The 14,515-nt window shown below is 60.2% G+C and carries 12 protein-coding genes; 7 read left to right on the top strand and 5 right to left on the bottom strand.

Translation table 11 applies throughout. The features are described from left to right. Positions 1-74 precede the first annotated feature (74 nt). Positions 75-3,551: a DUF748 domain-containing protein gene (locus EDC30_RS08050; protein ID WP_132258311.1), complete on the top strand. Its 3,477-nt coding sequence runs from the start codon at positions 75-77 to the stop codon at positions 3,549-3,551. 30 nt (positions 3,552-3,581) lie between these two features. On the opposite strand, the gene EDC30_RS08045 is transcribed toward EDC30_RS08050, so the two are convergent. Then, on the bottom strand, positions 3,582-4,505 hold the full coding sequence (locus tag EDC30_RS08045) for a LysR family transcriptional regulator (RefSeq protein WP_132258310.1): 924 nt from the start codon (positions 4,503-4,505) through the stop codon (positions 3,582-3,584). Between the two features lie 108 nt (positions 4,506-4,613). Between EDC30_RS08045 and EDC30_RS08040 the strand changes: the two genes are divergently transcribed. From EDC30_RS08040 to EDC30_RS08025, 4 genes are all read left to right on the top strand, one after another. Continuing rightward, complete coding sequence (locus tag EDC30_RS08040; RefSeq protein ID WP_132258309.1) at positions 4,614-5,750, top strand: muconate/chloromuconate family cycloisomerase; 1,137 nt, start codon at positions 4,614-4,616, stop codon at positions 5,748-5,750. Between the two features lie 76 nt (positions 5,751-5,826). After that, on the top strand, positions 5,827-6,744 hold the full coding sequence (locus EDC30_RS08035; RefSeq protein ID WP_132258308.1) for a dioxygenase family protein: 918 nt from the start codon (positions 5,827-5,829) through the stop codon (positions 6,742-6,744). 177 nt (positions 6,745-6,921) lie between these two features. Beyond that, the gene (locus EDC30_RS08030; RefSeq protein WP_132258307.1) at positions 6,922-8,259 is read left to right on the top strand and encodes an MFS transporter; all 1,338 of its coding nucleotides are present in this window, start codon (positions 6,922-6,924) and stop codon (positions 8,257-8,259) included. Positions 8,260-8,360: 101 nt separating this feature from the next. Continuing rightward, positions 8,361-9,146 carry a 1,6-dihydroxycyclohexa-2,4-diene-1-carboxylate dehydrogenase gene (locus EDC30_RS08025; RefSeq protein ID WP_132258306.1) on the top strand — a complete coding sequence of 262 codons (786 nt, stop codon included), beginning with the start codon at positions 8,361-8,363 and terminating at the stop codon, positions 9,144-9,146. A gap of 109 nt (positions 9,147-9,255) precedes the next feature. Here the strand turns inward: EDC30_RS08025 and glmU are convergent, their stop codons facing one another. The 4 genes from glmU to EDC30_RS08005 all read right to left on the bottom strand — a co-directional run bounded on the left by glmU (position 9,256) and on the right by EDC30_RS08005 (position 12,910). Next, the gene (gene glmU / locus EDC30_RS08020; protein WP_132258305.1) at positions 9,256-10,614 is read right to left on the bottom strand and encodes a bifunctional UDP-N-acetylglucosamine diphosphorylase/glucosamine-1-phosphate N-acetyltransferase GlmU; all 1,359 of its coding nucleotides are present in this window, start codon (positions 10,612-10,614) and stop codon (positions 9,256-9,258) included. Positions 10,615-10,795: 181 nt separating this feature from the next. Further along, entirely contained in the window at positions 10,796-11,725 is a 930-nt protein-coding gene (gene ttcA / locus EDC30_RS08015) for a tRNA 2-thiocytidine(32) synthetase TtcA (protein WP_132258304.1), read from the bottom strand. A gap of 3 nt (positions 11,726-11,728) precedes the next feature. Next, entirely contained in the window at positions 11,729-12,124 is a 396-nt protein-coding gene (locus EDC30_RS08010; protein ID WP_132258303.1) for a dihydroneopterin aldolase, read from the bottom strand. A gap of 12 nt (positions 12,125-12,136) precedes the next feature. After that, positions 12,137-12,910: an SDR family oxidoreductase gene (locus EDC30_RS08005; protein WP_424446906.1), complete on the bottom strand. Its 774-nt coding sequence runs from the start codon at positions 12,908-12,910 to the stop codon at positions 12,137-12,139. A 106-nt stretch (positions 12,911-13,016) separates the two neighbouring features. Between EDC30_RS08005 and EDC30_RS08000 the strand changes: the two genes are divergently transcribed. Together EDC30_RS08000 and EDC30_RS07995 are read left to right on the top strand one after the other, a co-directional pair. After that, positions 13,017-14,177 carry a class I SAM-dependent methyltransferase gene (locus EDC30_RS08000; RefSeq protein WP_207907246.1) on the top strand — a complete coding sequence of 387 codons (1,161 nt, stop codon included), beginning with the start codon at positions 13,017-13,019 and terminating at the stop codon, positions 14,175-14,177. A gap of 21 nt (positions 14,178-14,198) precedes the next feature. Beyond that, the gene (locus EDC30_RS07995; protein WP_132258302.1) at positions 14,199-14,393 is read left to right on the top strand and encodes a DUF2905 family protein; all 195 of its coding nucleotides are present in this window, start codon (positions 14,199-14,201) and stop codon (positions 14,391-14,393) included. Positions 14,394-14,515 lie beyond the last annotated feature (122 nt).

The raw sequence follows: 14,515 nt of genomic DNA, 5'->3' as shown, positions 1-14,515 counted from the left end.
CTAAGTGCTAGAATCGGCGCGTCTCTTCTTCGCGTGTATATGTCAATTGCACCGCATCCTCGCATCACTCAATCATGACCGTATCATCCGCTTCACCATCCACGCGCCTTGCCGCTTTCGTCAGACGCCCGCTTTTCATCCGCTCATTCGCAGGCCTGCTGGCTGCCATTCTGTTATATGGGGCATTCGGTTATGTCGTCCTGCCGCGTATTATTCAATCGCAGGTCGAGAAGATCATTCCCGAAAAGCTGCATCGCACCGCCAGCATCAGCAAGGTGGAAGTGCGCCCCTTTGCGCTCGCGCTGACGATCCACGATTTCAGCATGCGCGAGCCGCAGAGCGACGCCGTGTTTGCAAGCTTTGAAACATTGACGGTTAACCTGTCGGCAGAATCGCTGTGGCGGCTGGCGCCGGTCGTACAGTCCGCGCGGCTCGACAAGCCTTATGTGCATCTGGTGCGCACCGACGCGCACCACTACAACATCGATGACCTGCTGAAGAAGGATGAGAAATCCGCCGCCGAAGAACAGAAGCCGGCGCGATTCTCACTCAATAATCTGGAGATTGCCGGTGGCCGCATCGATTTTGAAGACCAGCCGGCTGGCGCCCGCCATGCCGTCGAATCCCTGGATATCGGCGTGCCTTTCATTTCTTCCCTGCCGTCCCAGGTTGATATCGTTGTCGAGCCGCTCCTGAGCGCCAAGGTGAACGGCACGCCGCTGCTATTCAAGGGTAAGGCCAAGCCATTTGCCGCCGACCGCGAAGCCGTGCTGGAACTGAAACTGGATGGCCTGGATCTCACGCGCTTTGTCGAGTACCTGCCGTTCAAGCCGGCCTTCAAGCTGGCCAGCGCCCGGCTCGATACGCGTCTCGCAGCAAGTTTCCGGCAACCGCACGGCCAGGTGCCGTCGCTGACGCTGTCGGGCGATGTGCAGCTCAAGTCATTGCAAATGACCGACCCCAAATCCGGCAAGACCTTTCTGGCTTTGCCTGAGTTGAGGGTCACGCTGGACCGGACATCCATATTAAGCAAGCAGATTGACGTGGCAAAGGTGGCCATCAAAGGGATGGAAGTCGAGGCATCGCGCCTGGAAGACGGCCGCATCGATTTGCAGCGCCTGTTTGCGCTTGCGCCTGCGGCGACGCCGGCCACGCAAGATTCGCCTGCAGCCATGGAAGGCAAGCCGAAATCGGCGCCGGCAGTGAATGCCGCAGCGAGCACTCCGGCTCCAGCCAAACCGCAAGATGCTGCGACAATTTTCAGGCTCGGCGAATTCGATATCCTTGATCTCGCCATGCGCTATACCGACCGGAGGCCGGCAGGCCCCTTGTCTGCCGGCGTTGAAAAATTCAATGCCACGCTGCGCAAGCTTGCGGTAGATACGGGGGCGCGAAAGGTGGAGATCGGGGAAGTCGTATCGAAGAGCGCCCATATCCAGGTTCGGCACGACAAGCGGCAAGCTTCGGCTTCCGCTCCTGCTGCCATTCCTGCTGTGGCAAATGCAAATACGGCTGTGGTGCCCGCCGCAGTGAAGGTCGATGCAAAGGCCGGCTTATCCTCCGACGCCAATACGCCTGCAGGCTATACGATGAGCGTTGGCCGCATTGGCATCGAAAACTGGGAAGCGCTGCTGGAAGATCGCAGCCAGGCGCAGCCGGCGTCAAGCAAGCTGGGATCCATCAGCCTGAACATGACCGATCTATCCACCGCGCCATCTGCGCGCAGCCGCATCGCCCTGAAGGCAACGGCGAACCGCAATGGACAGCTGGCGCTGGATGGCACGCTCGGGATTTTTCCGTTGCACGCCGATCTCACGCTGGATATGCACGAAGTCGACCTGTTGCCGGTGCAGCCTTATGTCACCGATCGCATCAACTTGCAGCTGAGTCGCGCCGGCTTGAGCGGCAAGGGAAAATTGCAGCTGGATCAGCAAAAGAATGGTGAGTTGGCCGGCGGTTTCAAAGGCGAGGTGACGCTGGCCAATGTCGCCACGGTAGACAAACAGAGCGGCAGCGATTTCCTGCGCTGGAAGTCGCTGTATTTCGGCGGCGTTGATGTCAACCTGCAGCCTCTCGCGCTGACGGTGGAGCAAGTCGCGCTGAGTGACTTCTTCGCCCGTATCATCATCGATCCGAGCGGCCGCATCAATTTGCAGGATATTGTGCGCAGCCATGCCGAGGATCGCCGCAGCCTGACGGAAGCGAATGCGCGCAGTGCCGGTCCGCAAGCAGGGCAGACGGCAGCATCGGCAGCGTCTCCAGATGCAGGCACGGCCAAAGCCAAAGCCGCATCGTCGGCCGTACCGGAAATGTCCGGTGCGAAGGCCGGCAATGCCACTACGCGCGCGCAGCCGGTAACGCCAGTGAAGATCGGCAAGCTGACGCTGCAGGGCGGCCGCGTGCGCTTCACCGACAATTTCATCAAACCCAACTACACTGCGAATCTGATGGGGCTGGGCGGCGTTGTGACCGGCTTGTCGTCGAATCCGGAAAGCCGCGCCACGGTCAACCTGCGCGGCCAGGTCAATAGCGCACCTCTTACGGTCGCCGGCAATATCAATCCGTTGAAGGGCGACCTGACCATGGATCTGCAAGCCAAGGTGCGCGACATGGAATTGGCGCCGCTGTCGCCCTATTCGGGCCGCTATGTCGGTTACGGCATCGAAAAGGGCAAGCTGTCGTTCGACGTGGCTTACCGGATCGACAAGCGCAAGCTCACGGCAAACAACCGCTTGATTCTTGACCAGCTTACATTCGGCGACAAGATCGACAATGCCGGTGCGGCAAGCCTGCCGGTGCACCTGGCGGTAGCCTTGCTGCGTGACCGCAATGGCGTCATCGATCTCAATCTGCCGATCGAAGGGTCGCTGGATGAGCCGCAGTTTTCCATCGGCGCCATCATTGTCAAAGTCATCGTCAATACCATCACCAAGGCGGTCACGGCGCCTTTCACCCTGCTCGGTTCGCTGTTCGGCGGCGGGGAGGAATTGTCTTACCTGGAGTTCACTCCTGGGCGCGCCACCATTGCGGCAGAAGGCGACGACAAGCTCAAGGCGCTTGCCAAGGCGCTCACCGAGCGTCCCGCGCTGAAGCTGGAAATCACGGCCCATACCGGCACCGAAGCTGAAATCGAAGGCATGAAGCGAGCTGCCATCTTGCGCAAGGTGCGGGCGCTCAAGCAGAAAAACCTGGCGGATCGAGGCCAGCCGGTTCCCGAAGGCGGCGTGGAAGTCAAGCCGGAAGAGTATCCAGCCCTGCTGGCCAAAGTTTACAAGGGCGAGAAATTCCCCAAGCCGCGCAATATGATCGGCTTGCAAAAAGATCTGCCGGCGGCGGAAATGGAAAAACTCATGATGGCCAATACGCCGATCGATGAAGACGACCTGACTGCGCTGGGCAATCGCCGCGCCCAGGCGGTCAAGGACTGGCTGCTGAAAAATGGCCAGGTGCCCGGCGAGCGCGTATTTATCCTGGCGACCAAGACTGCCACGCAGGAGGCAAAATCGGCCAAGGAGCCTGGCCCTAGCAGAGTCGATTTCTCGCTACGGTAACGTCATCCGCCAATGCGGACGTCAGGTAAATTATGCTGAGCGCCTGCGCCGTGGCCGCGGTGTTGGCGGCGTGCCCTTGGCGTGGATTTTCACGAGTTCGCAAAACCGAATGAGGTCCGGCGAGTCATTCCCAGCACGCCGGTTCATGATGATGGGCGACATGATGGAGCTGTCGCTTAAGGGCCGATACACGATATCGTCGCGGCGCAACCGCTGCACCGAGCTGGGAACCAGCGTGACGCCAACGCCTGCTGCGACCAGGCCTATGGCAGTCTGCATTTCATTGGCATCGATGATGGACGACAGCGTCAAGCCATGGATGCGAAATTGCTGCAGCACCTGGTCGGCATAACTCGGTCGCGGGCGCACCGGATACAGAATAAACGGCTCCTTCGCCAGCGCTGCCAATGTCAGGCGCGGTGACTTCAACAATGGATGCTTTAATGGCAGGGCCGCGACCAGCGCTTCCTCGGCAATGGTTTCGCAAATGATTTCCGGGTCTTCCAGCGGCAGCCGGCCAAAGCCGATATCGATGCGTCCCGACTTTAGCGCCGTGGCTTGCTGCACCGATGTCATCTCCGACAGTACGATTTCCACCCCTTTGCTTTGCTCGCCATAACTGCGAATCAGCTCCGGCAGAAAGCCATACAGGGCAGAGGGCACAAAGCCGATTCCCAGCCAGCGGCGCTGACCCTGGCTGATGCGGCGCGTGGCTTCCTGCACTTCCTTCACCCTTGCAAGCAATTGCGTGCATTGCTCTAGAAAAAAAGTGCCCGCCTTCGTCAATGCCAGCGGGCGCGCTTCGCGGTCAATCAGTTCGGCGCCCAACTCTTCTTCCAACTGGCGAATTTGACGAGACAGCGGCGGTTGCGCGATATGTAATTGCTCAGCGGCACGGGTGAAATTCAGCGTCCGTCCCAATGCTTCAAAGTAGCGCAGGTGGCGCAATTCCATCTATACCTCCTGGGTATGGCTCGGTACGGAAATGATATTAGACGAACATATTCGACACAACTAGTATGCATTCAATCGCTATCAGATATTCGTTTTACGGATGACTCAATGGAATTGAAAAACAATCAGGTAACCATCGTGTCGTTGGACGCCATCATCGTCGATTTGCCGACGATTCGTGCTCACCAATTGGCAATGGCCACCATGCTCAACCAGACTCTGGTGATACTGCGGTTGCGTTGCAGCGACGGCATCGAAGGCGTCGGTGAGGCCACTACCATCGGCGGCCTGGCCTATGGCGAGCAAAGCCCGGAATCGACCAAGCTGGCGCTGGATCGCTATATCGCGCCGCTGATCATCGGCATGCCTGTCGATAGTGTCAATGCGGTCATGGCGCGGGTTGCCAAGTCGGTACAGGGCAATGCCTTGGCCAAGTCGGCCCTGGAAACCGCCTTGCTGGATGCGCAGGGCAAGCGCCTCGGCGTGCCGGTGCACGCCTTGCTTGGCGGCGCCGTCCGCACGAGTCTGCCGGTACTGTGGACGCTGGCCAGCGGCGACAGTGGGCGCGATATTGCCGAAGCCGAAGAAATGCTGGAGATGCGCCGCCACAATGTCTTCAAGCTCAAGATCGGCAAGCGCGATCCCAGGGCGGATGTGGCTCATGTGGCGGCCATCAAGGCAGCGCTCGGCGACCGCGCGCAACTGACGGTCGATGTCAATCAGGCCTGGAGCGAGGCGACGGCGGCGGTATTCATCCCGCAACTGGTCGATGCCGGCGTGATGTTGATCGAGCAGCCGGTCGCGCGCGACAACCGCCGTGCGATGGCGCGGCTGACAAGTCGCTTCGACATTCCGATCATGGCCGACGAAGGCGTGCAAGATGCCGATGAGGCATTCGATTATGCCGCGGACCAGGCGGCCGACATCATTGCGCTGAAAATCGGCAAGTCCGGCGGCCCGCTGGGCGTGCTGCGCACGGCCACGGTTGCCGATGCCGCTGGTATCGGGTGCTATGGCGGCACCTTGCTGGAAGGCGCCATCGGCAGCATCGCTTCGGCGCATGCCTTTGCCGCTTGCCGGAAGCTGGAATGGGGCACGGAGTTGTTCGGCCCCTTGCTGGTGAAAGATGACGTGGTGGTCGAGCGGCCCACCATCCGCAATTTCGAATTGCCAGTGCCGGTGCTGCCGGGCCTTGGCTTGACGCTCGATGAAGACAAGCTGGCGTACTACCGGCGTGATTGCTAATGCAGCGCGCACTGGCGGTCTGCGATCAAGAAGCCGGCCGCATCCATCCATTTGAAGCAAGTAACAGGAGACTGAAATGAAAAACGAATTTACGCGCGAAGAGTTGCTCAACCGCGTCAATACCGCCAGGGTTGCGCCCGGCAATGAACGGGTGCGTGCGCTGAGCCAGCGCATCATATCCGACCTGTTCAAGACGATTGACGAACTGAAGGTCACGCCGGATGAATTCTGGGCGGCGACGCAATGGCTGAGCCGCCTGGGCGCTTCCGGCCAGATCGGCTTGATTACCGCCGGCCTGGGCTTTGACCGCCTGCTCGATATCCTGCAGGACGAAGCCGACAAGAAGGCCGGCCTTGAAGGCGGCACGCCGCGCGCCATCGAGGGGCCGCTGTATGTGCCGGGCGCGCCCAGCAGCAAATATGAAGCGCGCCTGGACGATGGCACCATGCAGGGCGAAACCTATGTGATGGAAGGCGTGGTGCGCGGCATCGATGGCAAGCCGCTGGCCAATGCCTCGCTGGATGCCTGGCATGCCAATGAACACGGCATGTACTCGCACTTCGACCCAAGCCAGAAGCCGTACAACCTGCGCCGCAATATCATCACCGATGAACAGGGTCGCTACCGCTTCCGCAGTGTGATTCCGCCGGGCTATGCGATCCCGCCGACCGGTCCGGTTGCCGAACTGTTTGCCGCGCTCGGCCGCCATGGCCACCGTCCGGCGCACATTCACTTCCTGGTGTCGGCGCCAGGCATGCGCACCCTGACCACGCAGGTCAATATCCCGGGTGATACCTATATCGACGATGACTTCGCCTTTGCCACCCGCGATGGGCTGGTGGTGTCGCTCGAAAAAGTGGAATCGGCAAAAGGGTATGAATCGCTTGGCATCGAGGGGCCGTTTACCCGTATTCCTTTCGACTTTGTGCTGCAAGTCGCCCATGATGAAAAAGAGTCGAAGCACTTAAGCCGTATTGAACGCATCGACGCTTGATCTGGCATTCCCCGTCCTGCCGGCGTGAGTGTGGGACGGGAATCCCACTCATAACAAAAAGAACGCCTGCCGATGCGCCGGGCGTCCCGCCCTGTCTCACCACGATTCGGCACCTTGCTGGCAGTTAGCGCCAGCAAACAATTCACAAACGATTATTCAATCAAGGTTGGAGTAGACATGAATACCAAGTATTCGATTCCCGAGTTGATTAACGATGCGCCATTGACCTCGTTTCAGTGGCGCGTTTTTATTCTGTGCTTCCTGGTGGCCATCTTCGATGGCTTCGATACACAAGCCGTGGCGTTTACCGGCCCGGCGCTGATCCAGGCATTTAATCTGGGGCCGGGCGCGCTGGCGCCTGTCATGACCGCAGGAACGATTGGCATGGTGCTGGGCGCCATGTCGCTGGGCCTAGTCGGTGACAAGATCGGCCGCCGCCCCGCCATCCTGGGTGCCGTGGCGCTGTTCGGCGGCGCCTCGCTGGCGACCGCGTTCGCCACCACGACCGAACAAATCTTTGTCTTGCGCTTCCTCGCCGGACTGGGCATGGGCGGCGCTACGCCGGTGGTGCTGTCGCTGGCGGCTGAATATGGCCCTTCCAACAAGCGCGGCACCATCATGACGACCGTCTTGCTCGGCTTGCCGGCCGGCGCCATTCTCGGTGGCCTGCTGGCGGCGAAAATGCTGCCGGTGATCGGCTGGCAAGGCATTTTCGCGGTCGGCGGTTTGGTGCCGCTTGCGCTGCTGGTGATCCTGGCGTTCGCGCTGCCCGAATCGCTGTACTACATGGCCGGCCGCAAGGACAAGGACAACACGGCGAAGATCGACCGCATTATCGGCAAGATCGTGCGCAGGCCGCTAATGGCGCATGCCAGCTATACCGTGCCGGAACTGGAAGTGAAAACCAGCGTTACCTCGCTGTTTGCCGATGGCCTGGCGCGCAACACCATTGCCATCTGGACGATCTACCTGTTCAACTGGGTGGCATGGTTCATGTTCCTGTCCTGGCTGCCGACCGTGCTCAAGGCCAGCGGCCTGCCCGCCACCTCGGCACCGATGGGTACTGTCGCCGTCAACGCGGTGTTTGTCGTGTGCGCCATCCCGCTGGCGACCATTCTGCCGAAAATGAATACCCGCATGCTTTTGCTGGCGCTGTTCATCTTAGGCATGCTCGTGAGCGTCGGCTTGGCCAATAGCGGCACCAATTGGACCTGGGTCTTCATTCTGGCAGGCGCAGCCGGCCTCGGCATCGGCGGCCAGCAAATCGTGCTGAACTACATGGTGGCCGAAGCCTATCCCACGGCATTGCGCGCCACCGCTACCGGCTGGGCCATCGCGCTGGGCCGGGTGGGCGCCATCCTGGGTTCGGCCAGCGGCGGCTGGGTGCTGGAGCAGGGCGGCCCTTCGGGCTTCTACATGACGCTGGTGCTGCCACTGGCAATCGCCGCAGCCGGCCTTGCCATCATCAAGACAGTTGCAGCCAATCGCAGCGGCACATTGGCGGCAGCGCATTAACGTAATCATCTCGACCGCCGTCGCCGGACGCTGCGCCTTCCCTATCCGGGAAATCACGCGGCGTCAGGCGCACGGTTGGCAGTTCATGATTGGAATGAGAAATGACTGATAAACGATTTGCAGAACAAGTCGCCATTGTGACGGGCGCCGCGCAAGGCATAGGCAAGGCCACCGCATTGCGCCTTGCCGCCGAGGGCGCGCGCGTCGTGCTGGTAGACCGGGCGATCGAGCCCTGCAACAGCGTCCTGGAAGAGATCAAAAATGGTGGCGGCGAGGCAATTGCGCTCGGCGTGGACCTGGAAACCAGCGCGGGCGCACGCCAGATGGTGCAAGCGGCGCTGAAGCAATATGGCAGGATCGACGTCTCGGTACACAACGTCGGCGGCACGATCTGGGCCAAGCCCTTCTGGGAATATTCGGAAGATGAGATGCAAAAGGAAATATCACGCTCGCTGTGGCCGACGCTCTGGTGCTGCCGCGAAGTGATCCCGGTCATGCAGGCGCAAAAGTCCGGCGCGATCGTCAACGTCGGCTCGATCGCCACCCGCGGCATTTACCGGGTGCCGTACGCGGCTGCCAAAGGCGGCGTTCATGCGGCGACCGTGGCCATGGCGATGGAGCTGGGCGAATCCGGCGTGCGCGTCAATTGCGTCTCGCCCGGTGCCATCGATAATGGCCAGCGCATCGTGCCGCGCAATCCCAAGGTGCTCTCCGAGCAGGAGCAGGAATGGATGAAGGGCATCTACGTGCAGAGCATGCGCGATACGCCGATGAACCGGCTCGGCAAGATGGAAGAAATTGCCGCAGCAATCTGTTTCTTTGCGGCGCCCGAAGCGTCTTACATCACCGGGCAGATCATGTATGTCGCTGGCGGCGCCATCGGCTAGAACCGATTGCCATGAGATTGGCGCGCGAATTCGTCACGACATAAAAAAAGCCCTCCCGGCAAAGGGGAGGGCAGCTAAACAAGCCGTCTAATCCAAAAAGGTCGACGGCTTATTTTTTTGCCTTGACCGGCCGCTGCCAGCCTTCGATCGTGATTTGCTTGGCACGCGAGACGGTCAGCTGGCCGGCGGGGGCATTCTTGGTCAGCGTAGTGCCGGCGCCCAGCGTCGCACCCTTGCCGACGGTGACCGGCGCCACCAGCTGCGTATCGCTGCCGATGAAGGCGTCATCCTCGATCACGGTGCGGAACTTGTTGGCGCCATCGTAATTGCAGGTAATGGTGCCGGCGCCGATATTGACGCGCGAACCGACCGTGGCGTCGCCCACATAAGCCAGGTGATTGGCCTTGCTGTGCGCGGCGATCTGGCTATTCTTCACTTCGACGAAATTGCCGACATGGACATCCTCGCCCAGCTCGGTGCCCGGGCGCAGGCGCGCATACGGGCCGATCTGCGAGGCCGGCCCAACCAGCGCATCCTCGATATGGCAGAACGGCTTGATCTGCGCGCCCTTGGCGATGGTGGCATTCTTGATCACGCAATGCGCGCCAATGGAAGCGCCTTCCTCGATCGTCACCTTGCCTTCGAAAATGCAATTCACATCGATCGTCACGTCGCGTCCGCAAGTCAGCGTGCCGCGCACGTCCAGGCGCGCCGGGTCGGCCAGCGTCACGCCTTGTTCCAGCAGCTTGTCGGCGATCGTGCGCTGATGGATGCGCTCCAACTCGGCCAGTTGCACCTTGCTGTTGACGCCCAGGGTTTCCCAGACTGCCGCCGGTTGCGCCGAGCGCACCGGCATGCCTTCCGCCACGGCGCGCGCGACGATATCGGTCAGATAGTATTCGCCCTGCGCATTGTCGTTCGACAGCGTGCCCAGCCAGCGCTTCAGGGCCGCGGTCGGCGCCACCAGGATGCCGCTGTTGACTTCGCGGATGGCGCGCTGCGCTTCGTTGGCATCCTTTTGCTCGACGATTTTCACGATCTCGCCGCCTTCGCGCACGATGCGGCCGTAACCGGTGGCGTCTTCCAGTTCCACCGTCAGGATTGCCAGCTTGTCATTGCCGGCGCTATCCAGCAGGCGCTTTAAGGTATCGGCGGTAGTCAGCGGCACGTCGCCATACAGCACCAGCGTCGGCACCGATTCATCCAATTGCGGAATCGCCTGCATCACCGCGTGCCCGGTGCCCAGTTGCGGCTCCTGCTTGGCAAACAGCGTGTCTTCCGCCTTGAGCGCGACCGGCACGGCATCGCCGCCGTGGCCGTAGACCACGCACAGGCGGGTGGGCGACAAGGTGCGCGCGGTATCGATCACATGCGCCAGCAGCGGTTTGCCCGCCAGCGGATGAAGGACTTTCGGCAGCGCCGATTGCATGCGTTTGCCCATGCCGGCAGCGAGGATGACGACGTTCATATAGAAAGTGATGGGATCGAAAAAATTGATGGTTAGCGCCCAAGGCAGCAAGCGACACTGCTTAGGCCAAAGATAATGTCTTTGCGCCGGAAATGATGGCGCCGAATCTTGTTATCAGTGCAAATTTTAGCACGCAGGCAAACCCGGTCTGCCTGCGGCTTGTCAAACCGGAGACGTTAAATCAGTCATCCAGTTGCAGGCGGATCACCGAAGAGTCCGCCGGCGTCGCGCAAGGCTCTTCATCAAACGCGATATCGCCGTTAGGATCGGCTTCACCGGTGGCAGTCAGCCCGGCAAAATCGAATAAATCTCTATCCATCAGATGGGAAGGCGCGACCGTGGAGAGGGCAGAGAAAATATTCTCCACGCGCCCCGGATACTTCTTTTCCCACTCGCGCATCAAGGCCTTGATTTGCTTCCTTTGCAGGTTTTCCTGGCTGCCGCACAAGTCGCACGGAATGATGGGGAATTGCTTGACCTCGGCATAGCGCTCGGTATCGCTTTCCTTTACATAAGCGAGCGGGCGGATGACGATATGCTTGCCATCGTCCGACTGCAGCTTGGCCGGCATGCCTTTGAGCTTGGCGCCAAAGAACATATTCAGGAAAAAGGTTTCGAGAATATCGTCGCGATGGTGGCCCAGCGCGATCTTGGTCGCGCCCAGTTCATCGGCCACGCGATACAGGATGCCGCGGCGCAGGCGCGAGCAAAGCGAGCAGGTGGTCTTCCCTTCGGGGATGACGCGCTTGACGATGCTATAGGTATCCTGGTTTTCGATATGGAAGGGAATGCCCAGTTTCGTCAGGTATTCAGGCAGCACATGCGCCGGAAAATTCGGCTGCTTCTGGTCGAGGTTGACGGCAACGATATCGAACTGGATCGGCGCGCGCTCGCGCAGCGTCATCAAGATATCCAGCAGGGCATAGCTATCCTTGCCGCCGGAGAGGCACACCATGACCTTGTCGCCATCCTCGATCATGTTGAAGTCGCCGATGGCCTGTCCGACCAGGCGGCACAGGCGCTTGTGCAGCTTGTTGTTTTCGTAGGCGACTTTTTCCGCCTTCTTGACATCCGCAGCTTGCGGCGACACGGCAGTAGTGACGGCATCCATTTCTTACGCTTCCTTCACATGAAACACTTCCACGCCGACCGAATCGCAATCCGGATAGACATCCGGCTTCTCGGTCGAGACGCGCACGGCCCGTACCTTCGGATGCGCCAGCATCGCCCGCGCCACATCGTCGCACAGCGTTTCCTGCAAATGGATATGGCCTTCGGCCATACGGCGGGCGATGGTGGCACGCATGAAATCGTAGTCGACCACTTCCTCGAGCTGGTCGGTTTTCGGTGTCGACACGGCTAGCGGAATGAAGAGATCGACGTTGACCAGCACGCGCTGCTCGCCTTTCTTTTCGAAATCGTGCACGCCGATATTGATCTGGACTTCGTAATTGCGCAGGAACAGGCGGCGACAATCGGCGAGTTCCGGGTGAAAGAGAGAGGCAAGCATAATCTCGATAAATTATTGAGCGATGAACATCACATCGCGTTGCAAGGGAATCAGGTGTTGGCCGCCATCGACGACCAGCGTGGTGCCGGTGATGGCCGGCGCCTCCGCGACAAAGCATACCGCCGCGGCGATATCATGCGGCGTGCTCGACTTGCCCAGCGGCGTGAGTCGATGCGCCTTGGCGAAGCCTTCCTCGGTCTGCTCGCCCGACACCAGGCTGATGCCCGGCGCGACACCGACCACGCGCACCTTTGGCGCCAGCGCCTGCGCCAGCACGGTAGTCGCCGTCTGCAAGCCAGCCTTGGACAGGGTATACGATAAAAAATCCGGGTTCAGGTTATACAACTTCTGGTCCAGCAGATTCACTACCACCGCTTGTTCGCCGGCGGGCGTGGCCTCGTGCAGGCAGCGCGCCAGCATCACGGGAGCTGCCAGATTGGCATGCATATGCGCATCCAGTTGCGCATAGCGGAAGCTGGCGGCGTCGTCATACTCGAACAGCGACGCATTGTTGACTACACAGCGCACGCGTCCGAGTTCGCAGGCTGCGCGCGGCAGCAATTCCTTGACCGCCGCTTCATCGGCCAAGTCGCATTGCAGCGCGATGGCACGCCGTCCCAGCGCTTCAATCTCGCGCACCACCTCGACAGCGTCGTTGCCGGATTGGCCATAATGCACCACCACATCCCAGCCTTTTGTCGCCAAGCCCAGCGCAATGGCGCGTCCGATGCGTCTCGCACCGCCTGTCACCAATGCAACTTTTTGTTGATTTGCTGTCATAGACATGATTAGTGGCAATTAATTCTTAAACGACAAGCCAAACTGCCTTGAGCGATTGCCACCCGCGTTGAAATTTTCCCTAGGGATTTACCGTTTTTACTACAATAGCGCCATGCAATTGAACCTGCCCGAACCTTCTGCGGATGCCTTGTATGCTTCCCGCAACCTGCACACCCTGATCGCCAACGATATCCGCCACAATTCCGGCTGGATTCCTTTTTCCCGCTTCATGGAGTTGGCATTGTATGCGCCGGGCCTGGGCTACTACAGTGGCGGAGCGGCAAAATTGGGCAAAGACGGGGATTTTACAACCGCGCCGGAAATCACGCCGCTTTTTGGTGAATCCCTGGCCCATGTGGCCGCCGAGCTGATGGCGCAAAGCGCCCCGCAGATCATCGAATTCGGCGCCGGCACCGGCAAGCTCGCCCGCGACGTGCTGACCGAATTGGCTGCCTTGGGCGTGACGGTCCACCGCTATGCCATCGTCGAACTCTCGGGCGAGTTGCGCGAACGGCAACAACATACCCTGCGCGGCTTTCCGCAGGTGACGTGGCTCGATCATTTTCCAGCGGCGTTTTCCGGCGTCGTTCTGGGCAATGAAGTGCTCGACGCCATGCCGGTCAACCTGGTGGTGAAAACGCCGCAAGGCTGGAAGGAGCGTGGCATCGGCCTGGCCGACAAGCGCTTTGTCTATCGCGACCACCCGTGCCCGCCATCCCTTGTTGCGCAAATCCCCGATGCCGACGCCTTACCGGTCGGTTACGTCACCGAAGTGCATCCGGTTTCAGTTGCCTTCATGCGCTCGCTGGCGGGCATGCTGACTGCCGGCTACGACCAGAATGGCTATGGCGGCGCGGCGATCCTGATCGACTATGGCTTTCCGGCGGCGGAATACTATCTAGGCCAGCGCGCCCAGGGCACCCTGATGTGCCATTACCGCCATCACGCCCACGATGATCCGTTCTACTATCCCGGCCTGCAAGACATTACCGCCCACGTCGATTTCACCGCGATGGCGCGCACGGCGATCGAAGGCGGCCTGGATTTGCTCGGCTACACCAGCCAGGCGGCGTTTCTGCTCGATGCCGGCATCGGCGACCTGCTGCTGCGCACGTCGCCATCCGACCAGTTACGCTATCTCCCGCAAGCCAACGCCTTGCAAAAGCTGACGTCGCCGGCCGAAATGGGCGAACTCTTCAAGGTGATGGTCGTCGGCACGCATGTGCAATTACCCGGCAAATTCGCCCGCAATGATCGCAGTTACCGGCTGTAAGCGCCGTACAGGAGTGTTGACATGATCCGCTGGCTGGGCGTGATTTTCCTCACGCTGATGATTTTTTCGGTCCTGATTCCCTGGCTGGAAAAGCTCGGGGTTGGCCGCGTGCCGGGCGATATCCGCTTCCGCTTGTTCGGGCAAATCGTCTGCCTGCCATTCGGATCGTCGCTGCTTTGCTATCTGCTGGTTCTCGTGCTTGCCAAGCTGTTGTAAGCCGGTCTGGTCCTCGCCAAGCTCGACTTGGACGTCGCCTTGGCATGGTCGTCATTTATTCAACGGCCACGACTGATTAATACTTTAAAGCAACAGTCACCTCGTGTTTGGCAACTTCTCCG

It is taken from the genome of Paucimonas lemoignei (genome assembly GCF_004342585.1).
In the GTDB taxonomy this organism is placed as follows: domain Bacteria; phylum Pseudomonadota; class Gammaproteobacteria; order Burkholderiales; family Burkholderiaceae_D; genus Paucimonas; species Paucimonas lemoignei.
The sequence above is the reverse complement of the archived record's forward strand: the minus strand, read 5'-3'. Positions and strand labels throughout refer to the sequence as shown.